Origin of the sequence: Vibrio sp. Of7-15 (assembly GCF_022347565.1) — a bacterium.
Taxonomy (GTDB): domain Bacteria; phylum Pseudomonadota; class Gammaproteobacteria; order Enterobacterales; family Vibrionaceae; genus NORP241.
Genome location: NZ_JAKRGH010000001.1, coordinates 291,202 through 308,309 on the forward strand (window position 1 = coordinate 291,202; position 17,108 = coordinate 308,309).

At 42.2% G+C, this 17,108-nt stretch carries 18 protein-coding genes; 9 read left to right on the plus strand and 9 right to left on the minus strand.

Features of this window, described 5'->3' with window-relative positions:
• The first annotated feature begins 146 nt into the window (after nucleotides 1-146).
• Nucleotides 147-449: a hypothetical protein gene (locus MHO82_RS01130; RefSeq protein ID WP_239182009.1), complete on the plus strand. Its 303-nt coding sequence runs from the start codon at nucleotides 147-149 to the stop codon at nucleotides 447-449.
• Between the two features lie 99 nt (nucleotides 450-548).
• Here the strand turns inward: MHO82_RS01130 and MHO82_RS01135 are convergent, their stop codons facing one another.
• Nucleotides 549-872, minus strand: coding sequence for a 2Fe-2S iron-sulfur cluster-binding protein (locus tag MHO82_RS01135; RefSeq protein WP_239182010.1), 324 nt, complete (start codon nucleotides 870-872; stop codon nucleotides 549-551).
• A 96-nt stretch (nucleotides 873-968) separates the two neighbouring features.
• Nucleotides 969-1,577 carry a LysE family translocator gene (locus MHO82_RS01140; RefSeq protein WP_239182011.1) on the minus strand — a complete coding sequence of 203 codons (609 nt, stop codon included), beginning with the start codon at nucleotides 1,575-1,577 and terminating at the stop codon, nucleotides 969-971.
• A 158-nt stretch (nucleotides 1,578-1,735) separates the two neighbouring features.
• Between MHO82_RS01140 and MHO82_RS01145 the strand changes: the two genes are divergently transcribed.
• On the plus strand, nucleotides 1,736-3,094 hold the full coding sequence (locus MHO82_RS01145; RefSeq protein WP_239182012.1) for a PLP-dependent aminotransferase family protein: 1,359 nt from the start codon (nucleotides 1,736-1,738) through the stop codon (nucleotides 3,092-3,094).
• 49 nt (nucleotides 3,095-3,143) lie between these two features.
• Here the strand turns inward: MHO82_RS01145 and MHO82_RS01150 are convergent, their stop codons facing one another.
• Together MHO82_RS01150 and nfsB are read right to left on the minus strand one after the other, a co-directional pair.
• Complete coding sequence (locus tag MHO82_RS01150; protein ID WP_239182013.1) at nucleotides 3,144-3,434, minus strand: putative quinol monooxygenase; 291 nt, start codon at nucleotides 3,432-3,434, stop codon at nucleotides 3,144-3,146.
• A gap of 3 nt (nucleotides 3,435-3,437) precedes the next feature.
• Entirely contained in the window at nucleotides 3,438-4,091 is a 654-nt protein-coding gene (gene nfsB, locus MHO82_RS01155) for an oxygen-insensitive NAD(P)H nitroreductase (protein WP_239182014.1), read from the minus strand.
• Between the two features lie 263 nt (nucleotides 4,092-4,354).
• On the opposite strand from nfsB, the gene MHO82_RS01160 reads away from it, so the two are divergent.
• Entirely contained in the window at nucleotides 4,355-5,350 is a 996-nt protein-coding gene (locus MHO82_RS01160) for an Imm49 family immunity protein (RefSeq protein WP_239182015.1), read from the plus strand.
• A 207-nt stretch (nucleotides 5,351-5,557) separates the two neighbouring features.
• On the opposite strand, the gene MHO82_RS01165 is transcribed toward MHO82_RS01160, so the two are convergent.
• Both MHO82_RS01165 and uraH read right to left on the minus strand, forming a co-directional pair.
• Nucleotides 5,558-6,904 (minus strand): NCS2 family permease, encoded by a 1,347-nt coding sequence (locus MHO82_RS01165; protein WP_239182016.1) that lies wholly within the window; start codon nucleotides 6,902-6,904, stop codon nucleotides 5,558-5,560.
• Nucleotides 6,905-7,091: 187 nt separating this feature from the next.
• A complete protein-coding gene (gene uraH / locus MHO82_RS01170; RefSeq protein ID WP_239182017.1) occupies nucleotides 7,092-7,445 on the minus strand; it encodes a hydroxyisourate hydrolase in 354 nt (117 codons plus the stop codon).
• A gap of 476 nt (nucleotides 7,446-7,921) precedes the next feature.
• Between uraH and puuE the strand changes: the two genes are divergently transcribed.
• The 4 genes from puuE (at nucleotide 7,922) to MHO82_RS01190 (ending at nucleotide 11,506) form a co-directional block, all read left to right on the plus strand.
• On the plus strand, nucleotides 7,922-8,845 hold the full coding sequence (gene puuE / locus MHO82_RS01175) for an allantoinase PuuE (RefSeq protein WP_239182018.1): 924 nt from the start codon (nucleotides 7,922-7,924) through the stop codon (nucleotides 8,843-8,845).
• A gap of 1 nt (nucleotide 8,846) precedes the next feature.
• Nucleotides 8,847-9,362 (plus strand): 2-oxo-4-hydroxy-4-carboxy-5-ureidoimidazoline decarboxylase, encoded by a 516-nt coding sequence (uraD, locus tag MHO82_RS01180; RefSeq protein ID WP_239182019.1) that lies wholly within the window; start codon nucleotides 8,847-8,849, stop codon nucleotides 9,360-9,362.
• A 217-nt stretch (nucleotides 9,363-9,579) separates the two neighbouring features.
• Nucleotides 9,580-10,143 (plus strand): ureidoglycolate lyase, encoded by a 564-nt coding sequence (locus tag MHO82_RS01185; RefSeq protein ID WP_239182020.1) that lies wholly within the window; start codon nucleotides 9,580-9,582, stop codon nucleotides 10,141-10,143.
• Between the two features lie 70 nt (nucleotides 10,144-10,213).
• Nucleotides 10,214-11,506, plus strand: coding sequence for a urate hydroxylase PuuD (locus tag MHO82_RS01190; RefSeq protein WP_239182021.1), 1,293 nt, complete (start codon nucleotides 10,214-10,216; stop codon nucleotides 11,504-11,506).
• A 109-nt stretch (nucleotides 11,507-11,615) separates the two neighbouring features.
• On the opposite strand, the gene MHO82_RS01195 is transcribed toward MHO82_RS01190, so the two are convergent.
• On the minus strand, nucleotides 11,616-12,374 hold the full coding sequence (locus MHO82_RS01195) for a transporter substrate-binding domain-containing protein (RefSeq protein WP_239182022.1): 759 nt from the start codon (nucleotides 12,372-12,374) through the stop codon (nucleotides 11,616-11,618).
• Nucleotides 12,375-12,623: 249 nt separating this feature from the next.
• Here MHO82_RS01195 and MHO82_RS01200 point away from each other — a divergent pair, with 249 nt between their 5' ends.
• Complete coding sequence (locus tag MHO82_RS01200; protein WP_239182023.1) at nucleotides 12,624-13,007, plus strand: DUF393 domain-containing protein; 384 nt, start codon at nucleotides 12,624-12,626, stop codon at nucleotides 13,005-13,007.
• A 2-nt stretch (nucleotides 13,008-13,009) separates the two neighbouring features.
• Here the strand turns inward: MHO82_RS01200 and MHO82_RS01205 are convergent, their stop codons facing one another.
• Nucleotides 13,010-13,330, minus strand: coding sequence for a non-heme iron oxygenase ferredoxin subunit (locus MHO82_RS01205; RefSeq protein ID WP_239182024.1), 321 nt, complete (start codon nucleotides 13,328-13,330; stop codon nucleotides 13,010-13,012).
• Nucleotides 13,331-13,470: 140 nt separating this feature from the next.
• On the opposite strand from MHO82_RS01205, the gene ovoA reads away from it, so the two are divergent.
• On the plus strand, nucleotides 13,471-15,585 hold the full coding sequence (ovoA, locus tag MHO82_RS01210; protein ID WP_239182025.1) for a 5-histidylcysteine sulfoxide synthase: 2,115 nt from the start codon (nucleotides 13,471-13,473) through the stop codon (nucleotides 15,583-15,585).
• Between the two features lie 21 nt (nucleotides 15,586-15,606).
• Here ovoA and MHO82_RS01215 read toward each other — a convergent pair whose 3' ends face one another.
• Complete coding sequence (locus tag MHO82_RS01215; RefSeq protein WP_239182026.1) at nucleotides 15,607-17,079, minus strand: sensor domain-containing diguanylate cyclase; 1,473 nt, start codon at nucleotides 17,077-17,079, stop codon at nucleotides 15,607-15,609.
• Nucleotides 17,080-17,108: the final 29 nt, after the last annotated feature.

Consider the following 17,108-nt stretch of genomic DNA (forward strand, 5'->3'; position numbering starts at 1 on the left):
GCGTAAGTCTTTGTAAGGCTTACGCCATTTTTATTTTTGAGCAAATAGTTTTATTATTTTTTACTTTATCATTTCTGCGTGAATGGCTTAGTGGGCATTTTGTCTATTGCTCATAGTATAAGGTGTTCAATTTTAGGGAGTAATGGATGGTCGCTTTGTGTGGGACTGTATATCACCTTGTGCTGATATACATTTATATTCAAATGGAGAGCAGCAGAGAGTTCTGTAGTGGATCTGGCACGGTGCTTTCCATGGGGATTACGTTTTACCTTATTGCCCTGTTGACTCTTCAGTCGCATTTGACCATGAAAGGGAAATACGACAGTGGCATGCGTGGAGAATTTATTTGGTGCTATGTGTTAGTTGTTTTACAAGGCATCGCTGCGTTTTTTGCAACCTATGTGTTTGCGTTAGGGGCAGCAATGGGTAATAGCGCTATTTGTAGTTAACAGCTTTAAAGCCATTCACTGCGCTGTTTTCTTGCCCCTGTGAATGGTAATAATGCTAAAGGGAGGCGAACTATAAATCACCAGAACTCGCCTTATTTGTTACCCTTGGCAAGGAGATGTAGTGCCATTTTTGATACGATTTTTAAACTCTTTGATAGAGTCTTTTCTGATTTTATCCAGTTCAGGTGTTCTTACCGTTACCTTCATTTCTGCTTTGGGTTTTGTGGAACAGGCGTAGCTTTTTTGGCCATCTATTTCCACAAGGCAGGCTTTACAGCAGCCATCACGTCGTTTGTTTTGTAAACAAGGAGCGGGAATATTAATTTTTAGCTTCTGTGCGACTTCAACTAGGTTGTTATCGCTAGGGCTGATGATGATGTTTTTCTTATCAATTTGTATGGCTGCTAGTTTAAAGCTCTTCACTGTATTGCTCTCTTTTAGTGTCTACTACAAGTAAGACGTTGAACAATGAAAAAAGACGAAAGAAAATTGGATGTTTCAGAGTTTTATTACCTCTATCTATATAGAGCTTGTTAATACTGGTGCAATAGAAAGCAAGATCATCACCGCCAGAATGAAATTAAATAAATGCTGTTTGAAAGGACTATTGAGATAGATGCTGAGCTTTTTTCCAACCCATGTCCAGAATAGGTTGGCTAACAGCCCTACCGTAGTAAACACGAAAGCAATAAGAGTGATAGACAGCCAATAATGAGAGGGAAGGCTATAACTAGTAATTAACGCAAGAGAGCCCATCCAAGCTTTTATGTTGCCAAGCTGGAAAAGAGTTGCTTGGGTTACATTCAGTGGCTTACTTTTGGTGCCAGTTCCTGAAAATGGGTTGGTGAATAACAGTTTAATGACTAACCACAGCATATAAGCAGAGCCGACAAACTTCATTGCTTGATACCAGCTAGGGTGAGATTGCAGAGCAACAGCAACGCCGCATGCGCAGAGTAGAATCAAGCCAATAACGCCAAGGCGAATACCAATCAGGTGCCGCCAAGATTTCCTGAAGCCGAATTGTGCCCCTGAGCTGGCAAGTAAAAAGTTATTTGGCCCTGGTGTCATTGCAGTGACAAAGGCAAACAAACTCATCGCTGGCATAAAATCCCATACTGTGGTCATTTTCTTTCTCCCGAACTGGTGTAGGCTTCGAGAATAAAGGCATTGGCTGGCTTAACCCTATTGTTTATGCGTCACCATGACAATTCTTTCATTTCATTCTTGTTAGCCCTTATTTATCCTGTACTCAAGATTAAATTGTACCCCTGCGGAGAGAGACAATGTTCATTCCAGATATATCTGGTCGTTCTGGGCCTAAGTTTATTGCACTGGCTGATGCGTTTGCAGAAGTGATTGAAAGTGGAGAGCTGAAGCCAGAAACCAAGTTACCACCGCAGCGAATTCTTTCTTATCGGCTTGGTGTAACGGTAGGAACAGTAACTAGAGCCTATCAAGAACTGGAGCAACGTGGGCTGACAGAACCCAAAGTGGGCAGTGGCACTTATGTTCGGGACAGAGAAGCAGAGCATGGGGATTTTTATCATCCGGCTTCAGAGCAAGAAGGCATTGATTTAGCGTTGTGCCGACCTCTGTTGTTGTCGCAACCTAAGCATCTGGCCAGTGCGTTAGAAGAATTATGCCATGAGCCTGTCGCACAAACGGCGGTGCTGGGCTATTACTCCGCAGACGGTATTGTAGGCCATAACCAGACGCTTCAACAGTGGTTGATGACGAAGTTTGATACCGACATTGATGCTCGGCGTTTACTGTGGACATACGGTGGTCAACATGGGTTATCAACCATTATTCATGCTTTAACTCGCCCTAAAGAAACGATTTTGTGTGAAGGATTGTGTTACCCCGAATTTATTCATGCTTGTCAGCAGGCCGAACGAAAACTGGTGCCAGTGAAAATGGATGAGCAGGGGCTAGATCCAGATGATTTGGTGCTTCATTGTAAGCGGCATCGTCCAAAGCTCTTGTATTTGACCCCAGCGATTCAAAATCCGACGGGAGTTCAGTTAACAGATAGTCGAAAACTGAAAATTATTGAAATATGCCGCCGCTATAAAGTGTTGATCATTGAAGATGATGTACTTTACTGCCCGCCAGAGCACCGAAAGAGTCCGCTGGTGGCCATAGCACCAGACATCACCTTATACGTGAGTAGTTTTTCAAAATATTTTGCTGGTGGGTTACGGGTCGGGTTTATGATTTTACCTTTGTCTCTGACAGAGTCTCTTCAACGTTCATTACGAGCCAGCTGCATGCATGTAAGCCCCTTAATGGTGGATTTGGTTTGCCGTTGGTTGACGAACGGAGCAATGCAGACGGTAGATGAAGAAATTGCGATGGAGCTTAAGGCTCGCCATCGAATATGGAAAGCGGCTTTTCCTCAGGTTCCTATTGGCGTCCCTGCTTACAATGTGTGGTTACCTTTGCCTGAGCCGTTAACAGGCTATCAGTTTAGTCAATCTTTACGAGAGAGCGGAGTAAGAGTAAGAGAGGCGGAAATGTTTGCAGTAGGGCGATATGAAGTGCCTGCTGCTGTTCGAATTTCGTTAGCAAGCCCATTAAGCCGCCCACAGTTACAAACTGCGCTAGATATCGTCAAGGAGCATATATCTCGGTTAACTTAACGGTGATGATAGAATAGCCCCCAAATCTGCATAGGTTTGGGGGGATCTGTTAGCCAATAAAGTTAAGCGGCCTTAGGTTTACGTATTCCAGTAGCCCTTCCTCTTGGCTTTGTTCGCTGAAACTTTTTAAATGTTTACTTTCTAAATGCACATCCAAATCGTCTTGTGATGACCAGATCTCTTGCATAATGAACAGGCCTTCAATCTTTTGATCTTGATACAGTTCATACTGGCAACAGCCTTTCTCTTCACGTGTTGGCGCTAACAGTCCTTTTAATAACTCCTGAACTTTGGCTTCTTGGCCTGATGTGGCTTTAATTTCTGCAATTAAATGGATCATGGTTTAGCACTCCGTAAAGACGCGAGATTCAGACCAGCGTGATTTTGGTAACGTGGCATTAAAATCATCGTCACTACGGTAACCAAGAGGAACAACAACGGCGCTGGTAAAGCCTTGCTCACGCAGACCAAATTCTTCATCCAGTACTTGCGGGTTAAAACCTTCAATTGGCACGGCATCAATGCCCATGGTGGATGCACCAAGCAGCAAGGTACCCACGTTAAGGTAAAGTTGTTTTTCCATCCAGTGGTTGGCATCTTTTAAATCAAAACGGTGCATGTTCACAAAAAATGAACGACCGCCGTGCATGCCTTGTTTGCTTTCTTCGTTATCAAAACGGCCTGCTTGATCTTCTGATTCTAACAGCTCCATTAGGTATTGATCATCAATCGTAGTTTTTGCCGCAAATACCAATACATGAGAGGCATCCAACACTTTACGAGTATTAAACTCATAACCACCTTGTGTGGATTTCGCAATACGCTCTTTGCCTTCTTGAGTGCTTGCCACAATGAAATGCCAAGGCTGAGAGTTCACGCTTGATGGGCTCATGCGAACCAGATCTTTAATGGCTTGAACATGTTCTTCAGACAATGTTTTTTGTGGGTTGAAAGCTTTCGTTGAGTAACGTGTTTTCGCGTTTTGGACAATATTCATCACGGGCTCCAGAAATAGATTTAAGCAGTTTTGCTGTTGGGATGAACAATAAAAGAAATGACTCAGGTGAAAAACCACCACTTGGTTGAATGATTTTCAAATTTTTTTTGAAGATAAAACCAAAGCGATCAAAAAATCGGTGGGGAAATCGCCTTTTTATGGGGCTAACTAGGCATATTCATCATGCTGTACCGCTGCGAAGATCCTTTGATTGGTGAAGCTTAGATTATAAAATAGTGGTTCAAAAATAAGATGGAAGAAAAATGAAGGGTATTACTCAACACCACAATCAACATCGTTATGTGTCTGAATGGCATGAGCGATCGGCAGCTTTACTTAAAAAGAGCCGAAATAAAAATAACACCTCTCTCCCGATGCTATTTACGGAAGAAAAGATCGAACATGCTTGCAGTTCTATTGCTTACCAGTATCTCGACTTTTTTACTTATGCTTTGTTACTCGGTTGGCCGAAAGAGCATTGTGTGTGGTTGCTTGCGCATTCTGCAGAGCTGCATGCCATGGATTTACGAATGCTGATGAATGCAGGTAAGCCAACGCCAATCACGTTAGCAGGTCGTGAGCTCTTTATTATGCCGAGACCACGAAGGTACAGCCCTTTTAATGTATGGCTTGATGCCGTAAGTACCAATTTACTGATTGATGATGATCAATCTGTGCTTGAGTTGTGTACTTATTCTGAAGGTTATATCACGGACAATGACCCAGATAACGCATTTTATGAGCCGCAGACCGCCTTTTTCCACCTGTTTAAGTTATACGTTGAAGGTGGTTCAAGTTCTGAACAGAAAAAAGCAGCCCTTGAACGTGCATTGGCTTTGGTAGAGCGGGGGGCGATTGAAAAAATAAATTGCATAGAAACTGAGATTGCGTTCCAGTTTTTGTTTGTGCCATTCATAAGTTTTATTGCTCGCGCTTGGGGAGTGGAAGAATCAAGCCTTGATGACATCGTGATGGATGTATTAAAGGCAAGTTATGAATATCATGCTGATTATGCCCCTTTACCGGGAGAGCCGACGGGGGATGATTCTCACGAGCTGTGGGATTCAAGTGCGTTAATACCTCGGCATATGTTGGCGTGTTTGCGCCTTCATTATCGTCGTACAGGTGAAACCATTAGCTTTGATTCTCCATATTTACCTTTATGGCTAATCAAAGGGGAAGGCCCAACAAGAAATGAGGTTCTTTTCGATAACCCAGTAACTTTTGATGAAGAATCTGTAGGTTTAAAAAAGACTTAAAGTGATTCAGTTATTGTAAATATGTCCATCAGATGGCTTTCATTCTAATTTCTTGCAATCTATTTGGCCCTAATGTGTGATGTTTGAAAACGCAGTGGCGTAACAAACACCACTTATATTTGAATTTAAGAAGCGCTCGGCCATCCAATTTACCCGACTGAACCATTACACCAAGCGCTTCTTAAAAAGAGAGTTTGTTTACAACGATTAGATATACACTAACTTCGCCACAAAAACGGTCGTTAGAATGTACATGCTGATGGAAACATCTTTCGTCTTACCTGTGGCCACCTTCAACACGGTGTAAGTGATAAAACCTAATGCAATACCGTTCGCAATTGAGAAAGTCAGTGGCATCATTAATGTTGTGATGGCCGCTGGGGTTGCATCCGTAAACTCGCGCCAGTTAATGTGCTGCATGCTGCCCATCATAATGAAAGCGACATAAATCAGTGCACCAGCGGTTGCGTAAGAGGGGATCATCGCAGCCAATGGAGAAAGGAAAATTGCAGCCAAAAACAGCAGGGCAATGAAGACCGCAGAAAGACCCGTTCGTCCGCCCGCTGCCACGCCAGATGCACTTTCAACGTAACTGGTTACTGGTGGACACCCCACAAAAGCCCCTGCCACACTTGAAACACTGTCTGCTTTTAGTGCTTTACTTAACCCTTCGATTTTACCTGTTTCTTTGTTCATTAGGTTGGCGCGATCAGCAACACCCATGAGTGTGCCAGCCGTATCAAACATGTTCACAAACAAGAAAGCCAAAATAACGCTCACCATTGAAATATTCAGAGCACCTTGAATATCCATGGCCATAAAGGTAGGAGCAATACTTGGTGGCGCAGAGAAGATGCCTTGATATTGAACTAAGCCCAGTCCCATACCAATTAAAGTAACACTAATAATGCCGACTAAAACAGCGCCAAAAATTTTGCGCTCACTTAATACCGCAATGATCAGAAAACAGATGGCTGCAAGTAGGGCATTAGGCTCTGCAAAGTTACCTAGAGACACCAGTGTTGCTGGGTTATCCACCACAATGCCTGCTGTTTTTAATCCGATCAGACCCAAAAATAGACCAACCCCTGCCGTCATGGAGTAGCGCAGGCTTTCAGGAATACTTTCTATGATCCATTCACGAACTTTGTAGAAACTCATTCCCACAAAAAGTATGCCTGAAATGAACACGGCTCCCAGCGCCACTTCCCAGCTGTAGCCCATTTCTCCAACCACAGTGAATGAGAAAAATGCATTTAACCCCATGCCCGGTGCAAGTCCGACGGGCCAGTTGGCAAACAGCCCCATTAACAGAGAGCCGATGGCCGCACCAATACAAGTTGCGACAAATACTGCGCCAGCATCCATACCAGAAGCTGCCATGATGCTGGGATTAACAAAAATAATGTAAGCCATGGTAGCAAAGGTTGTGATACCACCAATGAGCTCGTTTTTGACGCTGCTGCCGTGCTCTTTTAGTTTAAAAAATCGTTCTAATAAATCGGATGAATTACTTTCCTTGCTATTGAGCTGTTCTGCTTTGGTGTTGTTCATGACGTTAGTCCTTTCTATCGTCGTATTACTATAAATACGGTGCTGTAAAATAGTTAACCAGTATTAGATTGGTGAGCAGTGTTGCTTGTTTTAGGCATGCCTCATCCCCTACACATATCGTGCAGCAGATGACGCCAGTCGTTTTAGTGGGTGTTGCTTAAAAGTACCTAGGTGTTGCGAAGTACTGCTAGCTGCCTCGGTATGTTGAAAAACTATACGGTGATACCAGTAATGGCACATGATAGTGAGCACTTTCATCAGCGATGCCAAAACGAATCACCACATCGTCTAAAAATGGCACGTCGGGTAGTTCTGTCCCTTGTTGTGCAAAATAGTCCGCAGTGTGAAATACCAGCTGATATTTGCCCTTTTTAAAGTCATTACTGCTCAAAACTGGTGCATTTGTGCGCCCATCACTGTTAGTGGTTGTGGTTGAAATAAGCTGAGTTTCAGCACCAGAAACTCGAAACAATTCAATTTTAATTTCAGCACCAGGAATCCCGTTGGCTGTATCTAATACGTGTGTCGTTAATTGTCCCATAATGTCATTAGCGGTATACGCTTCCTTTTAAGTCATTTTAAAACAAAGGCTTACTGATGTTTTGTTTCTTTATCACTAAGCAGCTTTCAGGCCATGTTTACAAACTGAATAGATATAATTGTTCATTACCTTTACTAACTATGTACACAATTAACCTTGTTAGTAAAGTGGGTTGTGAATTATTTGTTAATCTCAACGCGGCTCTTTTCCGTCATGGATTGCATCTGTCGTCATATATAGCAAGGGATTATGATGATTTTTGTCTTGATAATTTAATATTATAAACAAAAAATTTACATTTTAAGTTTGGATTGTATACAATTTGTGGTACAACATTGAATTATTAGGGGCCAATAAGAACATTCATACTCAAGGACGAGCATTTTATTGGTGATATGTTGGCGAATACCACTCTGTCAGCGGTACGTAAGAGCGGTTTATGTGCACATAAGGCAGATTGGTAGAAGGAGCTTTAAATGAGTCAAAATTATCCACGTGATCTGATCGGGTATGGTGAAGTGCCACCACATCCTCATTGGCCAAATAACGCCCGAATAGCGGTGTCGTTTGTTCTTAACTATGAGGAAGGCGGAGAGCGCTGCGTATTGCATGGCGATGCTGAATCTGAGGCTTTCTTATCTGAGATTCCATCAGCTCAGCCTCTTGCGGGCGAGCGTCATATCAGTATGGAATCCATCTATGAATACGGCAGCCGTGCCGGAGTATGGCGTGTTTTACGTTTGTTTGAAAAATACGACATACCACTGACTGTGTTTGCCGTTGCTATGGCCATTGAGCGTCACCCTGAAGTGGCTAAGGCGATGGTAGCAGCAGGCCATGAGATTTGTAGCCATGGTTACCGCTGGATTGATTATCAATACATGGATTACTCCAAAGAGCGTGATCACATGTATAAAGCCATAGAGATCATCGAGAAGGTAACGGGTCAACGCCCAGTTGGTTGGTATACCGGCCGAACTAGCCCAAACACCAGAAAGATCGTGGCAGAAGAAGGCGGGTTTTTATACGACTCTGATGCCTACGATGATGATCTGCCTTATTGGCATGAAGAAGGTGAGAAGCCCCAACTGGTGATCCCTTACACCTTAGACGTTAACGACATGCGTTTTTCAACGGTACAAGGGTTTAACTCAGGTGAGCAGTTTTATCAGTACTTGAAAGACACTTTCGACACCCTGTATGAAGAAGGGGAAACCGCCCCTAAAATGATGTCGGTTGGCTTGCATTGCCGTTTGATTGGTCGTCCGGGCCGGATCGCCGCACTAAAACGATTTTTAGATTACGTAAAACAACACGATGATGTTTGGTTATGTCGTCGTGTTGATATTGCCAACCACTGGCATGAACATCACCCACACCCAAGTATGAAGGAGTTTTAATATGGCACGTTTTGCTTTTTGTCAGCCAACACAAATGAGCCGTGAAGAGTTTGTTGCTCACTTTGCAGACGTGTATGAACACAGCCCTTGGGTGGCCGAAGCGGTGTTTGATTCTGGGCTTTCTGATCAAGAAGATCACATCGAGGTGTTGCATCAAAGCATGGCAAAAACCTTATTAGAATCCAGTAAAGAAAAGCAACTTGCGTTAATTAATGCTCACCCTGATTTAGCGGGCAGAGCGGCTGTAAACGGCGAGTTAACCGCAGCCTCTACTTCAGAGCAAGCTGGGGCGGGCATTGATCAGTGTTCAAGCGAGGAGTTTGAACAGTTTACTCACTTTAATAATAGCTACAAGAATCGCTTCAACTTTCCTTTCATCATGGCAGTGAAGGGAGCCAATCGTTACCAAATTCTTGAGTCCTTCGAGATGCGATTAGGAAATGATAGTGAAACTGAGTTTGCTAGGGCGATAGAAGAGATCAATAAGATCGCACTGTTTCGCCTGCGGGATATGTAAGTTGAGGCAAGACGACTATTCCGTTACTTAGCCAGTCAATAGGCTGAATTTAGATACTTATTCTCATTTATTCGTTACTTAATTGAAGGGTTATTTTATGGATCAAGCACCGAATTTTTAGTCATACACAATGTTTTCGAATGCAAAAGAGAACGTTGAGAATGACAGAGCTGAATTAATGGAAAGAGCAAGCTGCAATTATTTTTAAGGAAGGGCCATGATAACGTCAGAGCAAATAAAACAACTTACGATTGAACCACTTACTCAAGAAGCATTTGCGCCTTTTGGAGACGTGATTGATAAAGAATCCAGTGAGTTTTTTATGATCAACAACGGTTCAACTCGACGTTATCACCGTTTAGCTGAGGTAGATGTAAGTGAAGCTGGTGGAGAACCCATCATCAGTATCTTCCAAGCCACACCTTTGCAATACCCACTTCAAATTCAAATGATGGAACGACACCCGCTAGGTTCACAAGCCTTCATTCCTTTATTGGGGAATGTGTATTTGATTGTGGTTGCTCCAAAAGGAGAATCACCACAATCCAGTGAACTGCGTGCTTTTATCAGTAATGGTAAACAAGGGGTGAATTACCATAAAGGGGTTTGGCATCATCCGGTTTTGGCATTGAGCGATAAAGATCAGTTTTTGATCGTTGATCGAGCAGGCCCTGGTAACAATTGCGATGAAGTGTATTTTGATGTGGATGATCGGGTAGAACTCTCTTTAGATAATGTTGATCATGGAATGTGGGAGCAGTCACATCATATCAGCGCATAAAGCAGTAAAAATGGATAAAAGGTACTCAACCTAGGTGATGTTGGTTGGGTACTGTGAACAGGAGTTTATTATGGAACCACATCTAACAGAATGGTTGAACTTAGCAATACGCTGGGCTCACATGATTGTGGGGATCGCATGGATTGGTGCGTCATTTTATTTTGTTTGGCTGGAGAATAACTTAAACCGTGTAAACCCAAAAACGGGGTTGTCTGGAGACTTATGGGCGATTCACGGTGGTGGTATTTACCATCTCGAAAAATACAAACTTGCACCGCCAACCATGCCTGAAAATTTACACTGGTTTAAATGGGAAGCGTACTTCACCTGGATCACGGGGGTCGGTTTATTAGGGGTGGTGTACTACCTTAATGCTGAAATTTATCTGATTGCGCCGGGCTCGGGTTTGGATGCAACAACCGCAATTGCCATTGGTATTGGCTCTTTGGTTGTAGGCTGGTTTATCTACGATTTGCTGTGTGACTCACCATTGGGGAAAACCCCATTGTTGCTCGGTATTGTTCTGTTTGTTGGTTTAGTTGGTGCCGCTTACGGACTGAGCCAAGTGTTCAGTGGCCGTGGTGCTTACATTCATGTTGGTGCGATCATTGGTACTATCATGGTGGGTAACGTATTCCGCGTTATCATGCCTGCACAGCGTAATCTGGTAAAAGCAATTGAAGAAAACCGAGAGCCAGCTCCAGCGCTACCAGCAAAAGGGCTGTTACGTTCGCGTCACAATAACTATCTGACGCTACCAGTGCTGTTCATCATGATCAGTAACCATTTCCCAAGCACCTACGGCTCTGAATACAATTGGTTAATTTTGGCGGCTTTAGCGGTGTTTAGTATTTTGGTTCGACACTACTTTAATACACGTCATGGCAGTCAAAAGTTTGCATGGACGATCCCGGTGGCAGCATTAGGCATGATCACATTGGCCTTTGTGACGTCTCCTACCACTATAAAATCGATGCCAACACCAGTGGCTAGCCATAGTTCAGTAGACGGTGCAGCAGCGGGTAAGAGTGCGGCAGCATCAAAAAGTAGCACTTCAGAGCCTGTACAAGAAAACGCAGCTGCGATATCAGATGAGAATAGGGTAAGTTTTGCACAGATTAACCCTGTCATTCAGGAGCGCTGCACGGTTTGTCATTCTTCCACACCAACCCATGCTGCATTTGCAACAGCGCCGGGTGGGGTAATTTTAGATACGCCAAACGACATTAAAATTAATGTTCCGCGCATTATGGCCCAGTCAGTTCAAACCAAAGTGATGCCATTGGGGAATCTCACTCAAATGACCGATGAAGAACGTAGTTTGATAGGCACTTGGGTAGAGCAAGGCGCTGTGATTCAGTAGTCTTATTAAGTTCAATTGGCAAAAGCCCCGCGTATTATTTTGTACGTGGGGCGTTTGATTTATGGTTGCCAGTTTACGAAAGAAAGCTGGTGCTGACTTTTTCATAGAACTATTGAGAACTATGATAAAAAGCATTGCTATTCATCTGGAAAATTTCGGTATAAGTGCCATCAATGATCATGTCGGCCACAACCGTGTTAAACGCTTCCATCAGTTCTAAGCTTTGTTGTGAAGGGTGGAATCGATATGCAGTGTAAGCAGCGTGGAGTTCGTTTCCGTGGTGTACTTCTGTTAAGCCTAATTTTTTTAAGCTTCTATTGCCTTCAGAAATTACCTCGATTACGGCATCGATTCTGCCTTGCTGGAGCTTTTTGAAGTTTTGTTCGAGCTTGTTTACTTCGTTGAAAATAATTTTTTGATTGTTTTTTAATTCTTCTGGGTAATAACGGCCAAATAATAGGCCAACTTCTTTTCCTTCTAAGCTTGTAAAAGAATGGAGCTTGGGCTGTGTTGTGAGAGTATAAATAGCATAGCCTGGAATTCGAGTGATGGGCATACCTGTTATTCCTTGCTGGGTTCTATCTCCTATTACTTCTGGAAATAGCACATGGACATGACCATTGTTAAACAGGTTATTGGCTCTTTTCCACGCATCAATGAACTCGTAATCAATAGAATAACCCTGATGTCGAAGGCGCTTTACTATTTCTTTTGTAAATATCGTACCGGGTTGGCTTGAAGCTGATATTGGGTCTAATCCTGTTAAGTTTGCAACTGGGCCAATAATGACTTTGAGTGTATTACTTTGACTAAAACAAGAATAAGAAGGGAAGAAAAATACACCAATGATAATCAACAGCTTTTTCATAAATATCCTTAGTATACTCATCATATAAATTCGTAAACAGAACATCTCCTGATAAGTTATGTGTACAGCACAATTGTTTTAGTTATCAGAACACTTCATGAGTATAGTTAGTATAATTGCCCTTTAAAGCCTCATTATTATTTTGTATTCATTCATGGCTGATTACAGAGGAACTACCCTTAAAGTAATCGAGAATATTGATAAAACGATATTGGATTTTGTTTAGGGTTGGCTTGGTAGGTAAAGCGTATGGAGCGTGAAGCAAACAGAGTCACTGTTTTCTATGATGGGTCTTGTCCTCGCTGTGTGAAAGACAGAGAGCAGTATGAAAAGTTAGCGGGTAAACACGCTGAAACCGTGGAGTGGTTTGATATAACTCATCAAGATGAACATCTTAAGTCGTTGGGGATTGAACCCAGTAAAGCATTAACAGAGCTGCATGTGAGAACCAAAGAAGGAAAGGTGGTATCAGAGCTTGATGCTTATATTACGCTTATGGAGCCTGTGCTCGTATTAAAACCCATTGCGTGGTGTTTGCGTTTGCCTATTATTAAACCAATGCTGTCTCGTTGGTATCGCCGTTCGGTAATAAAGCGTTTAAAGCGAGAAGGGCGATTACCAACCCATCTGTAGGACTATTCGATCGGCCTGTTGAACACTTGAATTATTTGTTCATGAATACGAACGGGATAGGTTTTAATTTTCTCTTCGGCAGGCTCACATAATGCTTTTCCTGTCTTTAAACAAAAGCGAGCCTCGTGTAAAGGGCACGTGATTTCGCTATTTTCTATTTCACCGCCTGCCAACTCAAAGCTTTGGTGACTGCATAAATTTTCTACGGCGTAGACATCCCCTTCGCTTTTGATAATAAGCAGCTCAGTATCTGGTAATTCAAGGGTGGTGTATTCACCTTCGGGAAGTTCATTGGCGGAGATCACATTTATCCAGCTGGTCATCGTTTGCTCCTCTATTTATTGCCTGTTTTTAGCATAGCAGAGTTAAGAATATCGTTGCTAATTGTACCAATTGCACAATATGAACTAGGTTTATAAAAATTCGAAATACGACGTGCAGTGAGTACAAAAAGGGGAAGGGAATGAGTGAAGGCTTGGTTAAAAATATACAAACAATTCTATTAACAGGAGATAATGCTGAAAAAAAGAGAGCGGAATTAATACATTACTTTAACCAGACATGGGAGCTTTATGAGTCCCTATTCGATTTAATTAATAACGATGCCGCGTATTTTAAAAAAGCAGAGCCTTTAAGACATCCACTGATTTTCTATTTCGGTCATACGGCTTGCTTTTATGTAAATAAATTAAAACTTGGTAAATACATAGAAACACGCATCAATAGCCATTTTGAATCTATGTTTGCTATCGGTGTTGATGAAATGTCGTGGGACGATATTGATGACAGCCACTATCAATGGCCAACAGTGACTCAAACACGTGAATATCGAACCCAGGTTAAAGCGTGTGTAAATGAATTCATAGAAAAAATGCCACTGGAGCTGCCGATTACTCAATCAAGCCCGGCTTGGGTTATTTTAATGGGAATTGAGCATGAAAGAATTCATTTAGAAACTTCATCGGTGATCATACGTCAGCTTCCACTGACGGATATAACCCCAAGTGCCAGTTGGAGTGCCTGTAAAGAAAGCTGTGAAGCACAACCGAATGAACTGCTTCCTGTCATAGGAAAATCGATAACGCTTGGAAAACAAGCGTCAGACGCGACTTATGGTTGGGACAATGAATATGGTTCTCGTTTAACAGAAGTTGAAGATTTTAAGGCGTCGAAGTTTTTAGTATCCAACCAAGAATACATGGCGTTTGTAAAAGAAGAAGGCTACTGTAAGCCTGAATTTTGGTGCAGTGAGGGAAGGGCATGGTTGGCCTTTTCGGGGGCGTCGGCTCCTAGATTCTGGTGTTATCGTGAGGGAGAGTGGTTACAGCGTAACTTAACAGAGGAAATCCCTCTGCCAATGAACTGGCCTGTCGAGGTGAATCAGTTAGAAGCAAAGGCGTTTTGTAATTGGAAAAAGCAAAAGCTAAATGCGCCTATCCGGTTGTTAACGGAAGCTGAGTGGATGATTTTAAGGGAAAATATACCAGAACACGCCCCATTGTGGCCTGAAGTGCCCGGTAATGTTCAGTTAGAGTACTTTGCCTCTTCATGTCCTGTAAATCGATTTGAGCATAATGGCTTTTATGACATTGTTGGTAACGTATGGCAGTGGACTGAAACCCCAATCGATGGCTTTGATAATTTTGAAGTTCACCCTCTGTATGATGATTTTTCTACCCCGACTTTTGATGGCAAACATAATTTGATGAAAGGCGGCTCTTGGATATCGACAGGGAATGAAGTTGTTACCTCTTCTCGGTATGCATTCCGACGACATTTTTATCAGCATGCTGGTTTTCGTTATGTGGAATCAGAACAATTACCAGATACGGATGTAAAAATAAACGTGTATGAAACGGACGAACTCATTTCTCAGTATTTAGAGTTCCATTACGGCGCAGAGTATTTCTCTGTACCTAACTTTTGCGTCAATGCGGTGAATCAATGCTTACAAGACATTCAATTACATCGATACGGTAAAGCATTAGATATTGGCTGTTCCGTTGGTCGGGCAAGCTTTGAATTAGCACAGTATTTTGAGCATGTGGATGCCATTGATTTTTCTGCTCGTTTTATTCAACAAGCTTATGCATTGTCAGAGCAGGGCGAAAAACGTTATACAATTTGCACTGAAGGTGAGTTAGTTGAATTTAAGAGCGTGTCATTGCAGCAATTTGGCTATCAGCATTGCGCTTCTAAGATTGATTTTTCTCAAGGGGATGCTTGCAACCTCAAACCTCAATTTTCGGGGTATGATTTAGTGTATGCGGCTAATTTAATTGATCGGTTAGTGGATCCTGGTTTGTTTTTAAGCTCGATTCATGAACGAATCAACCATGGTGGCTATTTGGTTATTGTGTCACCGTATACTTGGTTAGAAACGTATACCGATAAAGAAAAGTGGGTGGGTGGCATTAAAGTCAATGGTGAAAATTTCACGACATTGGATGGCTTAACCGAAACGCTCATCGGTCACTTTGAATTGGTGGCTGTGAAAGAAATTCCGTTTGTTATTCGAGAAACAAAGCGCAAATTCCAGCATACCATTTCAGAAATGACAGTATGGCGTAAGCGTTAGCCACCCTCAATATCATTTGGGCTATTCAAAGATGACTTGATTACGCCCGTTATCTTTTGCTTGGTAGAGCCGTTCGTCGGCTCTATTGAGGAATTGATCGTAGTTTTCCCCTTTCACTCGCACGGCGATTCCAATAGACACCGTGAGCCCCTTAGGGACAAAGCGACGGAGCTTTTTACTGTGTTCTACGTTTTCTCTAATTCGTTCGGCAAGAATTTGTAAAGATTCGGTTTGCTCACCTAGGCAAAATACCTGAAATTCTTCCCCGCCAAATCGATATATCAGTTCGCTTTTTCGGCAGCTGTCTCTGATGATTTTTGCCACTTCTTCCAAGACCTGATCTCCGATTAGGTGGCCGAAATGGTCGTTAACGTGTTTGAAGTGATCAATATCGAGAGCCAATAGGCCAATGTTGCTGACTTTCTCTCGTTCGTGCAACTGTTCTAATCCTTCAATGGATTTGTAAAAATGATTCCGGTTGTACAGCTTTGTTAAAGGATCAATATAAGCAAAGGTTTTTAAGTTGTAGTGATAGCGAATAAAGCGATCAAACAAGAAGAAAATAAGTAAGGTTAAGCTGATTTTATAGATGCCATGTAACAGATCTTGTTTTAATTTTGAAAATACAGAGAGTCGATTAGAAAAAACCAGTAGCTGCCAGCCACCGTTAGCGACTTTCCTTTTGCTGACGAGAGTAAGGTTTTTATTTTCTTCAGAATCTAAGCTATAAAACTCAAGCCCATATTTATTATGTTGAATCAGTTTTATGGTTTGTTCCGGTACAATACCGAAGGCTTGTAAGCGTTCCTTATCTGTAATGTCAGCCTGTGTTTCGTCGTTTTCAAACGTAAATTGAACTGGCTCTAAGTTGCCGACACGAAAGCCCGTATTATATTTATTTAAAAGGTAAATTTTCGAGTTGGAGTCAGCCAAAATGTGTTTGGTTAATTGGAGAGGGAAATCCATGACGAGGTAATACTTTTTCCCTGAGTCTTCTTGGAATTCAGTTTTAGATAAAAGTGACGGACCTAAGTCTCCATGATGCCAAAATACTCTAGGGAAATCATGATCAGGCGCTCTTTTAAATAGAAAATCTAGGTTTACCTTTTTATTTTCAATATAGCGTTCGAACAAAGTGTCGTGGTAAACAATTGTGCCATCAGGCTCAGTAATAAAGGCAATTCTTCCGTTGGCTAAATTGAGAATTTTATCCAGCTCGTTTTTGTCATAATCTTCATTAGTGGATTGATTATGAAGAAATTGAGGGTTTCTTGTCAGTAATCGAGCAACGAAAATGGCCGAAGTTTCAAACGCTTGCAGCTGCATTTTTATAATGCCATTGGCGCGTTCAAGCGCTGAGGTGGCTGTTTGAGCCGCGATACGGTGCTGAAGTGCCACTTCGTTTTGGTAGCTTTGGTATTGGTTGTATAAATGAAATAGCGACAAACCAAAAGCTAATAACCAACAAACCACAAGAGCCCATTTTTGATTCATCAATATTTTCCTTATAACTTAGCCAGTTA